The sequence below is a fragment of the Streptomyces mirabilis genome, assembly GCF_039503195.1.
GTDB lineage: Bacteria > Actinomycetota > Actinomycetes > Streptomycetales > Streptomycetaceae > Streptomyces > Streptomyces mirabilis_D.
The window spans coordinates 8,742,449-8,759,436 of record NZ_JBCJKP010000001.1 but is presented as its reverse complement, the minus strand read 5'-3'; the positions used below and the strand labels follow the sequence as shown (position 1 = coordinate 8,759,436).

Genomic DNA, 16,988 nt, shown 5'->3' with positions numbered 1-16,988 from the left:
GGAGGCCCCACCATGGCAATCCTCAAGGGTTCATCGGCCTCCATGAAGGGGGCGGGGCACACGTCGACCATCAAGGGGTCACGGCGCCGGGGCATCGCCCTCCACCTCTCCCTGATCATCGGTCTGCTGCTCTCGGTCTTCCCGTTCTACTGGGCCGTGATCATGTCGACGCACTCGTCGACGGAGATCTTCTCCTACCCGCCGAAGCTGCTGCCCGGCTCGCACTTCCTCGAGAACGTCCGCAACCTCTTCGACAACGTCGACTTCTTCGGGTCGATGTTCAACTCGCTGCTGGTCGCGTGCTCGGTGACCGTCCTGGTCCTGTTCTTCGACTCGCTGGCCGCGTTCGTGTTCGCCAAGTTCCAGTTCCCGGGCCGCCGGGTGCTGTTCGCGCTGATGATGGTCATCTTCATGGTCCCGGCGCAGCTCCAGGCGATCCCCCAGTTCGTGATCATGGCGAAGCTGGGCTGGATCGGCTCGATGACCGCGCTGATCGTCCCGGCGGCGGCCAACGCGTTCGGCATCTTCTGGATGCGCCAGTACATGAAGAGCGCGATCCACGACGAGCTGATCGACGCCTCCAAGCTGGACGGGGCGGGCTTCCTGCGCCAGTACTGGCACGTGGCGCTCCCGGTGGTCCGGCCGGGCCTCGCCTTCCTCGGCATCTTCACCTTCATGGGCCAGTGGAACGACTACGCCTGGCCGCTGATCGCCCTCACCAACCCGGACAACGTGACCCTCCAGGTCGCGCTCTCCCAGCTGAACGGTGTCCACGGCACCACCGACTACGGAATGGTCATGACCGGCGCGCTTCTCGCCCTCGTCCCCCTGCTGATCGTCTTCGCGATCGGCGCCAAGCAGATCATCGCGGACCTCGGCAAGGGAGCCATCCGCTGATGACGGACCCGCTGCTCGCGCTCCGCCCCTGGGAAGCACCTGAGGTGACCTCCTGGGGGCGGTTGCCCATGAACGCCGTCGACCGCCGGGCCGGTGCCCTCTCCCTGGACGGCTCCTGGCGCTTCCAATTGCTGCCCACGCCCACCTCGGCCCCCGGTCTCGCCTGGTCCTCGCTCCGGGTGCCCGGCTCCTGGACCACCCAGGACACCGACGACCTGCCGCAGTACACCAACTTCACGATGCCCTGGGGCGAGTTCCCGCCCACCTCGCCGGACGCGAATCCGACGGGTGTGTACGAGCGTGAGGTGGACGTCCCCGCCGAGTGGGCCGGCCGCCGGATCGTGCTCCAGGTCGGCGCCGCCGAGAGCGTGCTGCTGGTCCATGTGGACGGGCGGCCCGTCGGCGTGTCCAAGGACTCGCACCTCGCGGCCGAGTTCGACCTCTCCGACGTCGTACGACCCGGAGAGCGCGCCTCGCTGCGGCTCACCGTCGTCAAGTGGTCGGACGCCTCGCACCTCGAGGACCAGGATCAGTGGTGGCACGCCGGGATCACCCGCTCGGTGCTGCTGTACGCGACCGATCCGCTGTGGCTGGCCGACGTGACCGTACGGACGCGGTGCGACGGCGGCCTGCGGGTCGACTGCCACGTGCGGGACGCCGGGGGCGCGCTGCCGGAGGGCTGGTACGTCACCGGGGAGCTGGACGGCCAGCCGCTCACCCAGGACGCCGCGTACGAGCGGTTCAAGGAGGAGGACGGCCGGGTCTCCGACTTCCTCGGCGAGGCCCGTCTCACCACGGTCGTCGCGGGCGTCCGCACCTGGACCGCGGAGACGCCCGAACTGTACGCCCTGATCGTACGGCTGCACCGCGCCGACGGCTCGGTCGCCGACACCTCGCACCATCGCGTGGGCTTCCGCGAGGTCGAGATCCGCGGCCGGGACCTGCTCCTCAACGGCGAGCGGGTCTACATCCGGGGCGTCAACCGGCACGACTTCCACCCGCTGACGGGCCGGACGGTGTCGTACGACGACATGCGCGCCGATCTGGTGACGCTGAAGCGCTTCGGGTTCAACGCGATCCGTGCCGCCCACTACCCGAACGACCCGACCCTGCTCGACCTCGCGGACGAGCTGGGCTTCTACGTCGTGGACGAGGCGAACATCGAGGCGCACGACCACGCGCACGAGATCGCCGACGACCCCCGCTACCTCGGCGCCTTCGTGGACCGCGTCTCCCGTATGGTCCTGCGCGACAAGAACCACCCCTCGGTGATCATCTGGTCGCTGGGCAACGAGTCCGACTACGGCGCCAACCACGACGCCGCCGCGGGCTGGCTGCGCCGCCACGACCCGAGCCGGCCCCTCCAGTACGAGGGCGCGGCGAAGCTCGGCTGGGCCGACCCGAAGGTCGCCTCCGACATCGCCTGCCCCATGTACGCGCCGCTCGAGGACTGTGTCGCGCACGCCCTCTCCGGGAAGCAGACCAAGCCGCTCATCCAGTGCGAGTACTCGCACGCCATGGGCAACAGCAACGGCACGCTGGCCGACCACTGGGCCGCCATCGAGTCAACCCCAGGGCTTCAGGGCGGTTTCATCTGGGAGTTCTGGGACCACGGCATTCTTCAACGCGTGAACGACGGAAGACCGGCCGGGCGCGGTGGCACCGGGCTGTATGACAACGGTGTCGCCGCGCCGGGCCACCGCTGGGCCTACGGCGGCGACTTCGGCGAGACGATCCACGACGGCGCCTTCGTCGCCGACGGGGTCGTCTTCCCCGACCGCACGCCCAAGCCGGTGATGTACGAGCACCGGGAGATCGCGGCGCCGGTGCGCCTCGCGTACGTCGGGGGCGAGCTGCGGCTCACCAACCACCAGCACTTCCGGGGCCTCGAGTGGCTGACCGCCGAGTGGGAGCTGTCCCTCGCGGAGGGCGGCACGCTGACGGCCGCGGCCGAGCTGCCCGACGTACGGGCGGGCGAATCGGTGGCCGTGCCGATGCCGTTCGCGCTGCCGGAGGACGGCGGCGAGGCCTGGCTGACACTGCGGGTGACGACAGCGGACGAGGAGGCGTGGGCACCGCGCGGCACGGAGGTGTGTGTGCCGCAGGTGCGGCTCAGGGCGGCCACCCCCGTGGGCTCCGCCGCACTGCCGGACTCCGCCGTCGAGGTCGACGAGGACGGGCTGCTCGTTCATCCGCTGCTCACCGCGGCCCCCGTGCTGTCGCTGTGGCGGACGCCGACCGACAACGACGAGCTCGGCGGCATGGCGGTGCGCTGGCGGGCCTGGGGACTCGACGCGCCGGCGCGCAAACTCGTCGACGTGCGCCGCGAGGACGGAGGCGTCACCGTGGTCGCCGAGTACGCGACCCTGGCGGGCGCCGTACGTCACGAGCAGATGTTCACCCGTGTCGAGGGCGGGGTGCGGATCGAGGAGACGGCGCAGTTGCCGGCCGCGCTCGACGACGTACCGCGGGTGGGCTCGGTCTTCGAGACGGTCGCCGGGCTCGATGTCCTGGAGTGGTACGGGCAGGGCCCCTGGGAGTCCTACCCGGACCGGAGCACAGGCGCGCCGGTGGGCCACCACTCCCTCCCCGTGGACGAGTTGTTCACCCCCTATCTGCGTCCGCAGGAGAGCGGCGGGCGGCACGGTGTACGCCGCTTCACGCTCTCGGCGCCGGACGCCACGGGCTTCGCGGTCGCGCTCGACGAACCGCGCCAGGTGACCGTGACCCGCTACCGCGCCGCGGATCTGGCGGCCGCCACCCATCACGACGAGCTGGTGCCGCGGCCCGGCTGCGTGGTGCACCTCGACGCCGCGCACCGGGGGGTGGGCACGGCCTCGTGCGGACCCGACACCTCGCCCGGCCATCTCGTCCCGGCCGGCACCCACCGCTGGTCCTGGACGCTGCGCGTGCTCTGACCCGCGCGCGGCGCGCCGCCCGTCCCACCGGCTCGACCCGTTCGACGTGACTCGACGCCCGACCTGACTCGAACTCCTCACTGACCTTTTCGCACCTTCATGGAGCAGACGTGTGCACTTCGCATGACCAGGCGACGGAGGCCGAGCAGGCCGGCGCCGGCAGACGCAACTTCCTGCGGGCCACGGCCCTGATCGGCGCGGCTGCCACCACCTCGGTGGCCCTGCCCGCGGTGACGGCACAGGCGGCGACGCGTGAGGCGAACTGGCGGCCCGACGCCGACAGCCGCCGCTTCACGCTCGCCGTCATGCCCGACACGCAGTACCTCTTCGACGGGGCGAGCATCAACCCGGCGCCGATCGAGGCCTCGCTGCGCTATCTCCTGGAGCACGGCAAGGACGAGAACATCGTCTTCCTCTCGCACCTGGGCGACCTCACCGAGAACGGGGCGCAGCCCGAGTTCGCCGCCGCGGGCAAGGCATTCGAGCTGCTCGACCGGTGCGGCGTCGGCTACAGCGTGCTCGCGGGCAACCACGACATCAGGTCGTCCACGAACGACCAGCGGGGCGCGACCCCCTACCTGGACGTCTTCGGCCCGCAGCGCTTCCGGGGCAGGCGCACCTTCGGCGGCGCCTCTCCGGACGGCTACAACACCTTCCACCTGTTCCGGGCGGCGGGCATGGAGTGGCTCGTCCTCGCCCTGGACTGGCGGCTGTCGGCGCAGGGCTACGCGTGGGCGAAGGACGTCATCGCCCAGCACCCGAAGACGCCGGTCATCCTCACCACGCACGAGCTGGTCGTGGACGACGACACCCTGTCCTCGTACGGGCAGCAGCTCTGGGACCAGCTGATCCACGACCACGACCAGATCTTCCTGACCCTGAACGGGCACTACTGGCCCGCCGCCCGCGCCACCCGCACCAACGCGGCCGGGCACGACGTCCATCTCCACCTGACGAACTATCAGAACCGTTACTACGGCGGGGCGGCGATGATCCGCCTCTACCGCTTCGACCTCGACCGCAACACCATCGACGTCGAGACCATCTCGCCGTGGATCCTTGGCCGCGCGGCCAAGGGGCTCAACGAGCTGGAGCGGCAGGAGATCGAACTCAGCGGTGACGCCGACCGGTTCTCGGTCGCCGTCGACTTCGAGTCCCGCTTCGCGGGCTTCGCGCCGGTGCCCGCCCGCTCGGCGCGGCCGGTGTCCGAGATGCTGGTCCGGGGCACACTCGCCTACTGGCGCTTCGACGGGCACGCGGACGGTACGGCGGCCGAGGGCACGGTGCGCGACCGGTCCGGGCACGGCAACGACCTGACCGTGGTCAAGGTAGGCGACGGCGCCCTCACCTGGTCCTCCGCCCACCACCCCGACCAGCCGGGTCACGGCAGCCTCTTCCTCCAGGGCGGCAAGCCCCCGCTGAAGGGCGCGTATCTGCGCACGGTCGACGGGGCGCCCCTCAACTCGGCCACCTTCCAGCGCGGTTACACCATCGAGGCCTTCTACCAGCTCCCCGCCGACTGGAACGCCTCGCACAACGCCTGGGCCTCGCTGATCAGCCGTACCGGCACGGGCGGTGGCGCGGGCAAGACCGCCGACGACCCGGACGAGCCGCTCGCCACCCTCTCCCTCTCCGACGGGCCCGGCCCGCAGTGGGCCGTCCGGCCGCTCAACCAGCAGGGCATCGTCACCAACTGGGGCGACGAGACGGCCCGCGAGCAGTGGTGGCACGTCGCCGTCGTCAACGACGGCTCGCACACCACGATGTACGTCCAGGGCTGCCCGGTCGCCCGCAACCCGCACACCGTCGCGGTCGGTCTCACCTCGCTCGGGCTGCCCTGGCTGCTCGGCGGCTACGAGTACGCGGGCAGGATCGACCAGATCCTGTACGGGCGACTCGGCGACGTACGGATCGTCGAGCGGGCGCTTTCCGTCGCGCAGTTCATGAACCACTGAGCCGTCCCGGCCACCGGTGAACCCGAAGACCTTCTGACTCCCCGAGGGAGAAGTTCCGCATGTCCGAGCAGCAACTGCCCGCCTGGGCCGATCCATCCGTCTCCCCCGCCGTGCTGGACCCGCAGGGCGTGTCACGACGCGGGCTGCTGCGCAGCGCCGGCCTGTTCGGGGCTGCCTTCGCGGTGGGCTCGCTCGCCACCCCCGCGGCGGCCGACTCACGACGCCTCGGCGGCGACGACCCGCACCTCGCCTATCTCGTCGGCGACCACCACATCCACTCGGTGTACAGCCACGACGCGAAGTACACGTTCTCCCAGCTCGCCCGGGCGAGCGCCGAGTACGGCCTGGACTGGATGGTCTTCAACGAGCACTCCAACTTCGGGCACGCCAACTACGGCGCCCAGTTGGAGCACCAGGAGATCCTGAAGGCGCGCGCCGAGAACCCGCGTCAGCTGATCTTCCAGGGTCTGGAGTGGTACATACCGGGCGCCGAGCACGCCACGGTCTTCGCGGCGCCCGGCCGGCACGAGGTGGATCTGCTCACCAAGTTCGAACTCGCCTACGACGGCAAGCTGCTGGGCTACACGGCGGGCTCGCCCACCAGCCCCGACACGGCCCGCAACGAGGCCCACGCGGTCAAGGCCATCAAGTGGCTCGCGGAGCAGCGCCGCACCGGTTACGTCGACGACGTGCTCGTCCTCGCCAACCACCCCACGCGCCTGGGCATCGACTCCCCGCACGAGATACGGGGCTGGCGGGACGCGGCGCCCGAGATCATGATCGGCATGGAGGGCGCCCCCGGCGCCCAGGGCGGCGGCATCCCCGGCTGGGTCGGCTCGGGCCAACAGCGCGGCGAGTACACCAACAAGCCGTCCGAGAACTCCTTCGCCGGGTACCCGGAGAACGCGTACGTGCTGTACGGCGGCTTCGACTGGATGACGGCGACCGTCGGCGGCATGTGGGACGCGATGCTCGCCGAGGGCAGGCTGTTCACCGTCACCACCAACTCCGACGTGCACCGCGTCGTCTTCGACACCTGGAAGAACGGCGACTGGGCGCCCGGGCAGAACTTCGACAACACCGGGCACGTTCCCGACCCGGTGAACACCGACTCCCAGCAGCCGGGCGGCGACTTCTGGCCCGGCCAGTTCAGCCGCACCCACGTGGGCGTGACCCGCTACGGCTACCGCGCCGTGATGGCGGGCCTGCGCGCGGGTCGCGTCTGGCTCGACCACGGGCACCTGCTCGACGGGCTCGACGTCCGGGTGACGCGGGACTGCGACCACGGTCCGGGTGTCACCATGGGTGGCCGGATCCGTGTCCGCACGGGCGAGAAGCTCACGCTGTCGGTCACCGTGACGACCGCCTCGCGCGCCAACCCCCAGGGGATCCTGCCGGAGTTGGCGCACGTCGACGTGATCCGTGGCGCGGTGCGCGGACCTGCCGCCGACCGCGACGACTGGCGCGCGCCCGACACCAAGGTCGTCCGCACGGTGGACGTGAGCGGCCGCAAGGGCACGTACACCCTGCGCATCCCGCTGGTCGCCGGCGACGAGTCCTTCTACGTCCGGCTGCGCGGCAGTGACGGCAACCGCAACGGCACGGGCTACCTGGGCGCCTCGATCGACCCGCACGGCCCGATTCCGCACGTGCCCGGAAACGGTGACCCGTGGGTCGACACGTGGTTCTACGCGAACCCCGTGTTCGTCGACGTGGTCGGTGGCCGGTAGCGACCACAGCCGCCTGACGTGGACCGTCAGGCGTAGAAGCGCGACAGGCTCTGAAGGACGGCGGCGGGCTTCCCGCCGCCGTCGATCTCTATCGTCCCGTCGACGGCGATCTGCACCCCGCCCGGCACCTCCTCGACCGAGGCGAGCCTCGCGACCAGCCGGATGCGCGAGCCGGCCTTCACCGGGGCGGGGAAACGCACCTTGTTCAGACCGTAGTTGACCTTCGTCGACACGCCCTCGACCTCCAGCAGCCCCGTGAAGAGCGGGATGAAGAGGGAAAGGGTCAGATAGCCGTGCGCGATGGGCGCGCCGAAGGGGCCCTCGGCCGCCCGCTGCGGGTCGACGTGGATCCACTGGTGGTCGCCGGTGGCGTCGGCGAAGGTGTTGATCCGCTCCTGGGTGACCTCGATCCACTCACTGGTGCCGAGGTCGCCGCCGGCGAGCTTCTTGAGTTCGTCGAGACCGTTCACGGTGATGCTCATGTGCGCTTCCTTGCTGACGAGTCGGTGGTGCCGTACCGCGTACGGACACGGGCCTTGAGGAGCTTTCCGGAGGCGGTGCGCGGGAGCTCGTCCACGACGACCACCGACTTCGGGATCTTGTACTTGGCGAGGTGTCCGGCGAGCGAGGCGAGCACCTCGTCCGGGTCGAGCTGGACGCCCTCGCGGGGGACGACGACCGCGCGCGGCACCTCGCCCCACTTGTCGTCGGCGACACCGATGACGGCGCACTCGACGATGCCGGGGTGGCCGAGCAGCAGGTCCTCGATCTCGGCGGGGTAGATGTTCTCGCCGCCCGAGATGATCATGTCCTTGATGCGGTCGACGATGAAGACATAGCCGTCCTCGTCGACCCGGGCGGCGTCCCCGCTGCGGAACCAGCCGTCGGCGAACACCGCGGCCGTCTCGTCGGGCAGCCCCCAGTAGCCGGGCATGACATGCGGCCCGCGGACGACCACCTCGCCCGTCTCCCCGATGTCGACGGGCGTGAAGTCGGGCCGTACGACCCGCACATCGCTGAAGAAGTGCGGCACCCCCGCCGAGCCCGCCTTGCCGACCGCGTGTTCCGCGTCCAGGAAGAGGGTGCCGGGCGAGGCCTCGGTCATGCCGTAGCCCTGCAGGAAGGTGAGCCCGCGCTCCTGGTAGGCGGCGATGAGCGGGGTCGGTACGGGTGAGCCGCCGCAGGTGAGGATGCGCAGCGAGGACAGGTCGGCGTCGGCCCACCGGGGATGCCGGGCCACCTGGTCGAACATGGTCGGCACCCCGAACATGAAAGTGATCCGGTGCCGTTCGATCAGGTCGAGGGTGGCCGCCGGGTCGAAGGACTCGACCAGGACACAGGTGCCGCCCTTGAGCAGCACCGGCAGGGTCAGCATGTTCAGCCCGGCCGTGTGGAACAACGGGGCGGAGACCAGGGCGCGTTCGTCGGCGGTCAGGTCGTGGTCGACAAGGACGTTGACCGCGTTCCAGGTCAGATTGCCGTGGGTGAGCATCGCGCCCTTGGGGCGGCCCGTCGTGCCCGAGGTGTACATGATGATGCACATGTCCTCGGCGGCGACGGGCTGGTCGATCGGTTCCTCGGCGGCCTGGCCGATCAACTCCTCGTACCGGGAGCCGACTTCGACGAACGTCCGGACGTGCACGTTGCCCGGCAACCCCGCGACGAGTCCGGCCAGCGAGGGCGCGTACACGAGGACCTTGGCGCCCGAGTCGCCGAGCTGGTGGGCGATCTCGGGTCCGGCGAGGCGGGGGTTGAGCGGCACGAAGACCGCGCCGAGCGTGCCCGCCGCGAAGAGGGTTTCGAGGTAGGAGGGGTGGTTGGGGCCGAGATAGGCGATGCGGTCGCCGCGGCGCAGGCCGAGCGCGCGCAGGGCGTGGGCGAGGCGGGTGGTGCGGGCGTACAGCTCGGCATAGCTGACGGTGGTGTCGCCGTGGATCAGGGCGGTGCGGTGCGGGGTCTTGCGGGCCCGGCGTGCGGGCCACGACCCCAGTCCCTCATTGCGCATCTGTGGCCCCTTACGGTGTCAGCCCGAGCAGCCGGGCGGCGTTCTCCTTGAGGATCTTCGGCTTGACCTCGTCCTTGATCGTCAGCTTGTCGAAGTCGGCGAGCCAGCGGTCGGGGGTGAGGACGGGGTAGTCGGAGCCGAAGAGCACCTTGTCCTTGAGCAGCGTGTTGGCGTACTGCACGAGCTGCGGCGGGAAGTACTTGGGCGACCAGCCGGACAGGTCGATGTGCACACCCGGCTTGTGGGTGGCGACGGCCAGCGCCTCGTCCTGCCAGGGGAAGGAGGGGTGCGCCAGGATGATCTTGAGGTGCGGGAAGTCGGCGGCCACGTCGTCCACGTGCAGGGGGTTGGAGTACTTCAGCCGGATGCCGCCGCCTCCCGGAACCCCGGCCCCGATCCCCGTCTGGCCGGTGTGGAAGAGGGCGATGGTCCCGGTCTCCTCGATCACCTCGTACAGGTCGTACGCCACCGACCTGTCGTTGGGGAAGAAGCCCTGGATACTGGGGTGGAACTTGAATCCCTTCACCCCGTACTCCTCGACGAGCCGGCGGGCCTGCTTGACGCCCGCCCTGCCGCGGAAGGGGTCGATGGAGGCGAAGGGGATCAGCACGTCCGCGTTCGCGGCGGCGGCCTCGGCGACCTCCTCGTTCGGGACGGGCGCGGTGCCGGTGGCGGACTCGGCGTCCACCGTGAAGATCACGGCGGCCATCCTCCGCTCGCGGTAGTAGGCGGCCGTCTCCTCCAGGGTGGGCTTCCGCTTGCCCTCGACCTTGAAGTAGGCGCTGGAGGCTTCGTGCAGATCGTCGTCGAGCGAGGAGTGGCCCTTCGAGGACACCTCCGCGTGGGTGTGGACGTCGATCGCGACGAGTTCGTTCAGGTCCATCACGCCTCCGGAAGCTTCGGCGCGGGGATCCCGACGGTCTGCGGCTCGGCGCCGACCGACGTGGCCCAGGCGTCGGCCAGGGTGTCGGGGGTCCAGCCGCCGTCCGCGTACGCCGTCCTGACCTCCTGCGGGTGCGACCAGAGTGCCACCTTGTCACCGCCGATGCCGATGGCCTGGCCGGTGACCCCGCGAGCGGCGTCGGAGGCGAGGAACGGGACGAGGGCGGCGCAGTCCTCGGGGGTGCCGAAGCCCTCGCCCTTGCGGAGGAAGTCGGGCAGCGGCTCGCCGTTCCTCATCGCCTCGACGTACGGGGCGAACGCGGGGATGGTCTCGGTCATCGCGGTGGCGGCGACCGGCACGATCGCGTTGACGGTGATGCCCGCGCGGCCCAGCTCCATCGACCAGGTACGGGCCATGGCGGCGATGCCCGCCTTCGCGGCGGCGTAGTTCGTCTGGCCGAAGTTCCCGCGCTGCCCGGCCGGCGAGCCGACCAGGATCAGCGACCCGCCCTCGCCCTGCTCGCGCATGCGCACGGCGGCGGCGCGGGCGCAGGTGAAGGTGCCCTTCAGATGCGTGGTGATCACCGCGTCGAAGTCCTCGTCGGTCATCTTCCACAGCACCTTGTCGCGCAGGATGCCCGCGTTGGTGACCAGGATGTCGAGCCGTCCGAACTCCTGCACCGCACGGGCGACGAGCCGGTCGGCCGCCTCGGTGGTGCCGACCGGGACCACCTCGGCCACGGCCTTGCCGCCCGCGGCGGTGATGGACTTCACGGCCTGCTCGGCCACGGCCTCGTCGACGTCGTTGACGACCACGCGGGCGCCGACTGCCGCCAGGGCGTGCGCGTAGGCCAGGCCGAGGCCACGTCCGCTGCCGGTGACGACGGCCACCTTGCCGGTGAGATCGATGCTGGGCACGAGGGGGTCCCTTCGACGCTGAGGGTCCAAAGCGCGGCGTGCGATGCCGAGCTGCGGCTACGGGATCGAAGCTAAGGACAATAATTGTTGACGTCAATAGTTGTTGGCGACTCATCCGTGCGGCATGCTGTGCGGAGTACGGCGCGATGCTGTACGCAGTACGGCATGCCGTACCCGGCACGAATGAACCGCCCCGCCCGGGGCCCGGCCCAGGGAGCCCGTCATCACAGGCCAGCAGCACGCCACCAGCCCGGCCACCGGCCCCGTCCCCATCGACGCCCAGGAGCCGTGGATGCGCGGACTGCACGCCGACACCGGCTATCTGCTGTACCGGCTGGGCCTTCGCTCGGGGCAGTTGTTCAACACCTTCCTCCAGGAGTCGGGGCTGCGGCTGCGCCACTACGCCCTGCTGCGCTTGCTGGCCACCTCCGAGGGCGCGCTCCAGCGGGAGCTGAGCGCGCGGCTCGGCTACGACCCGAGCGCGATCGTCGGACTCGTCGACGACCTGGAGAAGCTCGGTTTCGCCGAGCGCCGCCCGTCGCCGGACGACCGCCGCAGCCGGATCGTCGTGCTCACGGACGACGGCCGGGCGTTCCTGCGCGACACGGACGAGGCGGGCCTGCGCGTCACGAACGACCTGCTCCAGCCGCTCGCCCCCGCCGAGCGGGACACCCTGCACACGCTCCTGCAACGGGTCGCGGAAGCCGAACTGGACTCATGACCGCACTGTCCGCGCCCGACCGTCTGCTCGCCGTGCTCGCCGCCTTCGACCACCAGCACCCGGCACTCTCCCTGACGGGAATCAGCCGCCGGTCCGGGCTGACCCTCACCACCGCGCACCGGCTGGTCGGCGCCCTCACCGACTGGGGCGCGCTGGAGCGGGACGCGGACGGCGTCTACCACGTGGGCCTGCGCCTCTGGGAGATCGCGGCCCTCGCACCCCGCGGCCTGGCCCTCCGCCAGATCGCGCTGCCGTACCTGGAGGACCTGTACGAAGCCACGCACGAGAACGTGCAGATGGCGGTCCGCGACGGCGCCGAGGTCGTCTACATCGAGTGGATCTCCGGACGCTCCGCGGTCGGTGTACGCATCCAGGTCGGCGCCCGCTGGCCACTGCACGCGACGGGCGTGGGCCTCGCACTGCTGGCGCACGGCGACTCGGCGTTCCAAGAGGCCTACTGCTCAGGGCCGTTGGCCGCGTTCACCCCGCACACCCTCACCGACGGGGCCCGCCTGCGCCGCGCGCTCGCCGAGGTCCACCGCACCGGCGTGGCGGTGAGCAGCCGTCAGGTCACCGACGACGCCCTGTCGGTCGCCGCTCCGGTGCGCGGCGCGGGCGGCGCGGTGGTCGCGGCGGTCTCTGTCGTGGTCCCCGAACACGACGCCCAGGTACCGGCGTTGATCCCGGCGGTACGGCTGGCGGCGCGGGGTATCTCCCGCGCCCTGGGGTGGCAGCCGCAGACCCGGCCCGAGCCGGGCACCTGAGGCTCCCTGGAGCCGCGATACACGGGTCACGTCGGCCGAATGTTCGAGCCACGCCTCCTCGCCCCTGTCCACGACCCTCGCCGTTCCCTCCAACGGCGCTTCACACATTGCCGTGCGCCGTTCCTTCAGGACGATTCTCAGGCCCTCCTCACGCACATCTCAGGCGGCAGCCCCGGGTTTCAAAGAATCGCCCCAGGAAGGCGGCGCAGGATGCACCAGCAGTCGTGGTGGTCATCCAGGAAAGGCGTGCCGTGGGCTTCGCGAATAATTCGAACCGGTCCGAGCGGCGGACGGCGAACCGGTCCGAGCGGCAGGCCTGGTCGCGGCGCGGGGTGCTGGCCGCCCTCGGCGCCGTACCGGCCGCGGGCATCCTCGCGGGCTGCGGCGGCTCGGCGGACGCCTCGGAGGGAACGGACGCCAAGGTGGGCTCGACGGCGGACGCAAGCACGAAAGCCGAGGTCAAGACCCCGATCGTGACCGTCACCCCGGCCGACGGCACGAAGAAGGCCGGTTTCACGAGCCCGGTCGAGGTCACCGTCAGCGACGGCACGCTCGCGAGCGTCGAGATCAGCGGAAACGACGGCTCCACCCTGGCCGGATCCTTCAATGACGCCCGTACGAAATGGACGTCCACGAAAAACCCTTACTCGGGCACCACATACACGGTCACGGCCACGCCGAAGGGCGCCCCCGCGCAGAGCGCGAGCTTCGTCACGAAGCAGCCCCCGGAAACGTTCGTGGGTTATTTCACGCCCGAGGCGAATTCGACCTCCGGTGTCGGCATGCCCGTGTCGATCAACTTCACCGAGGCCATGAGGGACCGGGCCGCCGTGGAAAAGGCGATCACGGTCACGGCGGAGCCCGCGGTCGAGGTGGTCGGCCACTGGTTCAGCGACACTCGCCTCGACTTCCGACCCGAGGAGTACTGGGCCGCGGGCACGAAGATCACGCTGAGCCTGCGCCTGAAGGACGTCGAGGGCACGACCGGCGTCTACGGCACCCAGTCCAAGGACGTCACCTTCCACATCGGCCGCCGCCAGATCAGCACCGTCGACCTGGCGAAGAAGACCATGACCGTCGAGCGCGACGGCTCCACCCTCGCCACCTACCCGGTGAGCGGTGGCGACGCCGACCACACCACCTGGTCGGGGATCATGGTGATCAGCGAGCGGTTCCAGCAGACCCGGATGGAGTCCTCGACCGTGGGGCTCGGCGACGAGTACGACATCTCGGACGTCCCCCACGCCCAGCGTCTGACCACCTCCGGCACCTTCATCCACGGCAACTACTGGGCCTCGACCTCGGTCTTCGGCTCCACCAACACCAGCCACGGATGTATCGGCCTGCACGACGCCAAGGGCGCGAACGACAGTTCCGTGCCGGGCTACACGTTCTACGCCAGTTCGATGCTCGGGGATGTCGTCGTCGTCAAGAACTCGGGCGAGAAGACCGTCGAGGCGTCCAACGGCCTCAACGGCTGGAACCTGTCCTGGTCGGACTGGAAGACGGGCAGCGCCCTCTAGGCGAGGCCCCGTGTGCATCCCACTCTTCATTGCATGAACTCCCGCACAGGGAAAGGAGTTTCTCGGCTTTACCTCTTGACGGTCGCAGTGACAGAGAGCACATTGGCCGCGCACCCTGCTTGAGAGCGCTCTCAGCAGCACCCGCGCACCCCCACTCCGTACCGAAGAGGCATCCATGAGTGAACCCTCCGGCACACCTGTCAGACGCGGCCCCCTGCGGCGCATCATTCTGGCCGCGGTCGGCACACTGACCCTGGCCGTGGCCGCGGTCCTCCCCGCGAACGCGTCCGCGCCCACTCCCCCGGCCGGCTGGTCCCAGGTCTTCGTCGACGACTTCAACGGGGCGGCCGGCTCCGGCGTCAACACCTCCAACTGGCAGTACGACACCGGCACCAGTTACCCGGGCGGCGCCGCCAACTGGGGCACCGGCGAGGTCGAGACAATGACCTCCAGCACCAACAACGTGGCGCTCGACGGCAACGGCAACCTACTGATCACCCCGCGCCGGGACGCCTCCGGCAACTGGACCTCGGGCCGTATCGAGACCACCCGCACCGACTTCCAGCCACCCGCGGGCGGCAAACTCCGCGTCGAGGCGCGCCTGCAGATGCCGAACGTGACCGGCGCCGCCGCCAAGGGCTACTGGCCGGCCTTCTGGACGCTCGGCGCGCCCTACCGCGGCAACTACCAGAACTGGCCGAGCGTCGGCGAGCTGGACATCATGGAGAACGTCCAGGGCCTCAACACCGAGTGGGCCACCATGCACTGCGGCACCAACCCGGGTGGCCCGTGCAACGAGACCAGCGGCATCGGCGGCAACACCCCGTGCGCCGGCACCACGTGTCAGGCCGGCTTCCACACGTACGCCATGGAGTGGGACCGCTCGACGAGCCCCGAGGAGATCCGCTTCTACCTCGACGGCGTCAACTTCCACACGGTCAAGGCGAACCAGGTCGACGCGACCACCTGGGCGAACGCCACCAACCACGGCTACTTCGTCATCCTGAACGTGGCGATGGGCGGCGGTTTCCCCGACGCGTTCGGCGGCGGTCCGGACAGCGGCACCGAGCCCGGCCACCCGCTGGTCGTGGACTACGTCCAGGTGCTGCAGGCCAGTGGGAGCGGTACCACACCGCCTCCGACCGGCAACCGTGACGCCTACAGCGCCATCCAGGCCGAGTCGTACGACAGTCAGTCGGGCACCAGCACCGAGACCACCACGGACACCGGCGGCGGCCAGGACATCGGCTCGCTCGCAGGCGGCGACTGGGCGCTCTACAAAGGCGTCGACTTCGGCTCCACGGCGGCCACGCAGTTCTACGGGCGGGTCGCGAGCGGTGCGGCGAGCGGGGTCAGCGGTCTGGTCGAGGTGCGCCTCGACAGCCGTACGAGCACCCCCATCGGCAGTTTCGCGGTGGGCAACACCGGCGGCTGGCAGAGCTGGCGGACGGTCCCGGCCAACATCACCGGTGTCACCGGCACCCACGACGTCTATCTGACCTTCACCAGCGGCCAGCCGGCCGACTTCGTGAACGTCAACTGGTTCGACTTCGGCCACTGACGAGGAGGTTCCTCGCCGAGCGGCACGCGCAGTGAAGGGGCGGGCCCGCGGGCCCGCCCCTTTCTTCCGTACAGCCCCGGCTCTCCTTCGGCACGGACTCAGCGCAGCTCCGCCCGGAACACCACGGGACTCGTGCCCGTGTGCTGGTGGAAGAACTTGGAGAAGTTCGCCGAGTCGGGGAAGCCCACGGCGACGCCGATGCGGCCGATGGGCATCTCCGTGTGGGCCAGCAGCCGCTTGGCCTCCAGGACCACCCGCTTGTCGATGAATCCCTTCGGGGTCTCACCGGTGGCCGCGCGCACCGCGCGGACCAGGGTGCGGCGGGAGTAGCCGAGCGCGTCGGCGTACGCGCTGACGCTGTGGTTGGTGGCGAAGTCCTTCTCGACCGCGTCCCGGAAGCGCGTGAAGGTGGTGTCGCTCTGCTCGCGGGCCGCTTCGGCGGAGCTGGCCGCGAGATGGGCGAGGCGCAGCAGGAACGCGGTGAGGGAGTGCCGCAGCACCGAGGTGTGCAGACTGAGCGGCAGCGTGGTGGTGTCGACGTACTCACGTTCCAGCTGGGTGAGCGAGTGCTCAAGAGCGGCCAGCTGGGCGGCGCCGGGGCGTAGCAGCGGGGGCTGGTCGTAGCGGTAGAGACCGGTCGCCTCGACCGTCGCGCGCGGCAGGAAACCGGGCTGCATGATCAGGACGGTGCCGCGGTAGCGGTCGGTGCGGGAGAAGCGGTGCACCTGACCGGGGCGGATCCACAGGATGTCGCCCGGGGACGCCTCGTACTCGGCGAAGTCGATCATGTGTCTGACCGGGCCCTCGTGAAAGAGCATCACGACGTGGAAGTCGATGCGGTGCACGCGGTCCAGCGGGGCGTCCACGTGCCAGACGCGCCCGGTCCCCATCGCGCCGACCTGCATGCCGACGCCGGACAGGCTCAGATCGACCGGGAAGGGGAAGGTCCTGATCCCGTCCCGGGTCCCGCCTTCGCCCCCGGCACCGCCTTGGGTGGTTCTGTCTGCCATGTCCCTCTCGCGTCGACTCGCTCCAGCACTCCGTGTCCCATTTTCACCGAAGGCTGACACACGGGCACCTTCCCCGGCAAAAGTCAGACTTTTAGTTTTGAAGG

Annotated in this window: 13 protein-coding genes; 8 read left to right on the top strand and 5 right to left on the bottom strand. The window is 70.2% G+C overall.

The features are described 5' to 3' along the window. Positions 1 to 12: 12 nt before the first annotated feature. From AAFF41_RS39620 to AAFF41_RS39605, 4 genes are all read left to right on the top strand, one after another. Positions 13 to 897, top strand: a complete 885-nt coding sequence (locus tag AAFF41_RS39620) for a carbohydrate ABC transporter permease (protein WP_319749391.1) — start codon at positions 13 to 15, stop codon at positions 895 to 897. Then, positions 897 to 3,815 (top strand): glycoside hydrolase family 2 TIM barrel-domain containing protein, encoded by a 2,919-nt coding sequence (locus tag AAFF41_RS39615; protein WP_343325513.1) that lies wholly within the window; start codon positions 897 to 899, stop codon positions 3,813 to 3,815. Before AAFF41_RS39620 ends, AAFF41_RS39615 begins: the two co-directional genes overlap by 1 nt. A 110-nt stretch (positions 3,816 to 3,925) precedes the next feature. After that, a complete protein-coding gene (locus tag AAFF41_RS39610) occupies positions 3,926 to 5,770 on the top strand; it encodes a LamG-like jellyroll fold domain-containing protein (protein WP_319749393.1) in 1,845 nt (614 codons plus the stop codon). A gap of 59 nt (positions 5,771 to 5,829) precedes the next feature. Beyond that, the gene (locus tag AAFF41_RS39605; protein WP_319749394.1) at positions 5,830 to 7,500 is read left to right on the top strand and encodes a histidinol-phosphatase; all 1,671 of its coding nucleotides are present in this window, start codon (positions 5,830 to 5,832) and stop codon (positions 7,498 to 7,500) included. A gap of 26 nt (positions 7,501 to 7,526) precedes the next feature. Here the strand turns inward: AAFF41_RS39605 and AAFF41_RS39600 are convergent, their stop codons facing one another. Genes AAFF41_RS39600 through AAFF41_RS39585 form a run of 4 tightly spaced genes read right to left on the bottom strand, consistent with a single transcriptional unit; the run spans position 7,527 to position 11,305 of the window. Then, the gene (locus AAFF41_RS39600; protein ID WP_319749395.1) at positions 7,527 to 7,982 is read right to left on the bottom strand and encodes a MaoC family dehydratase; all 456 of its coding nucleotides are present in this window, start codon (positions 7,980 to 7,982) and stop codon (positions 7,527 to 7,529) included. After that, positions 7,979 to 9,505 (bottom strand): o-succinylbenzoate--CoA ligase, encoded by a 1,527-nt coding sequence (gene menE / locus AAFF41_RS39595; RefSeq protein ID WP_343325512.1) that lies wholly within the window; start codon positions 9,503 to 9,505, stop codon positions 7,979 to 7,981. Before menE ends, AAFF41_RS39600 begins: the two co-directional genes overlap by 4 nt. 10 nt (positions 9,506 to 9,515) lie before the next feature. After that, positions 9,516 to 10,388 (bottom strand): amidohydrolase family protein, encoded by an 873-nt coding sequence (locus tag AAFF41_RS39590; RefSeq protein WP_054234535.1) that lies wholly within the window; start codon positions 10,386 to 10,388, stop codon positions 9,516 to 9,518. After that, positions 10,388 to 11,305: an SDR family NAD(P)-dependent oxidoreductase gene (locus tag AAFF41_RS39585; protein WP_319749397.1), complete on the bottom strand. Its 918-nt coding sequence runs from the start codon at positions 11,303 to 11,305 to the stop codon at positions 10,388 to 10,390. The genes AAFF41_RS39590 and AAFF41_RS39585 overlap by 1 nt, the downstream gene beginning before the upstream one ends. 292 nt (positions 11,306 to 11,597) lie before the next feature. On the opposite strand from AAFF41_RS39585, the gene AAFF41_RS39580 reads away from it, so the two are divergent. The 4 genes from AAFF41_RS39580 (at position 11,598) to AAFF41_RS39565 (ending at position 15,874) form a co-directional block, all read left to right on the top strand. Continuing rightward, entirely contained in the window at positions 11,598 to 12,026 is a 429-nt protein-coding gene (locus AAFF41_RS39580) for a MarR family winged helix-turn-helix transcriptional regulator (RefSeq protein ID WP_319749398.1), read from the top strand. Continuing rightward, positions 12,023 to 12,790 carry an IclR family transcriptional regulator gene (locus AAFF41_RS39575; RefSeq protein ID WP_343325511.1) on the top strand — a complete coding sequence of 256 codons (768 nt, stop codon included), beginning with the start codon at positions 12,023 to 12,025 and terminating at the stop codon, positions 12,788 to 12,790. The genes AAFF41_RS39580 and AAFF41_RS39575 overlap by 4 nt, the downstream gene beginning before the upstream one ends. A 251-nt stretch (positions 12,791 to 13,041) precedes the next feature. Next, on the top strand, positions 13,042 to 14,313 hold the full coding sequence (locus AAFF41_RS39570; RefSeq protein ID WP_343326428.1) for a L,D-transpeptidase: 1,272 nt from the start codon (positions 13,042 to 13,044) through the stop codon (positions 14,311 to 14,313). 175 nt (positions 14,314 to 14,488) lie between these two features. Next, positions 14,489 to 15,874 carry a glycoside hydrolase family 16 protein gene (locus AAFF41_RS39565; RefSeq protein WP_319749399.1) on the top strand — a complete coding sequence of 462 codons (1,386 nt, stop codon included), beginning with the start codon at positions 14,489 to 14,491 and terminating at the stop codon, positions 15,872 to 15,874. 98 nt (positions 15,875 to 15,972) lie between these two features. Here AAFF41_RS39565 and AAFF41_RS39560 read toward each other — a convergent pair whose 3' ends face one another. Further along, on the bottom strand, positions 15,973 to 16,884 hold the full coding sequence (locus AAFF41_RS39560; RefSeq protein ID WP_319749400.1) for a helix-turn-helix transcriptional regulator: 912 nt from the start codon (positions 16,882 to 16,884) through the stop codon (positions 15,973 to 15,975). Between the last annotated feature and the right edge of the window lie 104 nt (positions 16,885 to 16,988).

Excerpts from the sequence above, each read along its gene's own strand:
- AAFF41_RS39620 (WP_319749391.1), top strand. The coding sequence starts at position 13 with ATGGCAATCCTCAAGGGTTCATCGGCCTCCATGAAGGGGGCGGGGCAC.
- AAFF41_RS39560 (WP_319749400.1), bottom strand. The coding sequence starts at position 16,884 with ATGGCAGACAGAACCACCCAAGGCGGTGCCGGGGGCGAAGGCGGGACC.
- AAFF41_RS39605 (WP_319749394.1), top strand. The coding sequence starts at position 5,830 with ATGTCCGAGCAGCAACTGCCCGCCTGGGCCGATCCATCCGTCTCCCCC.
- AAFF41_RS39590 (WP_054234535.1), bottom strand. The coding sequence starts at position 10,388 with ATGGACCTGAACGAACTCGTCGCGATCGACGTCCACACCCACGCGGAG.
- AAFF41_RS39600 (WP_319749395.1), bottom strand. The coding sequence starts at position 7,982 with ATGAGCATCACCGTGAACGGTCTCGACGAACTCAAGAAGCTCGCCGGC.
- AAFF41_RS39575 (WP_343325511.1), top strand. The coding sequence starts at position 12,023 with ATGACCGCACTGTCCGCGCCCGACCGTCTGCTCGCCGTGCTCGCCGCC.
- menE (WP_343325512.1), bottom strand. The coding sequence starts at position 9,505 with ATGCGCAATGAGGGACTGGGGTCGTGGCCCGCACGCCGGGCCCGCAAG.
- AAFF41_RS39580 (WP_319749398.1), top strand. The coding sequence starts at position 11,598 with ATGCGCGGACTGCACGCCGACACCGGCTATCTGCTGTACCGGCTGGGC.
- AAFF41_RS39565 (WP_319749399.1), top strand. The coding sequence starts at position 14,489 with ATGAGTGAACCCTCCGGCACACCTGTCAGACGCGGCCCCCTGCGGCGC.
- AAFF41_RS39615 (WP_343325513.1), top strand. The coding sequence starts at position 897 with ATGACGGACCCGCTGCTCGCGCTCCGCCCCTGGGAAGCACCTGAGGTG.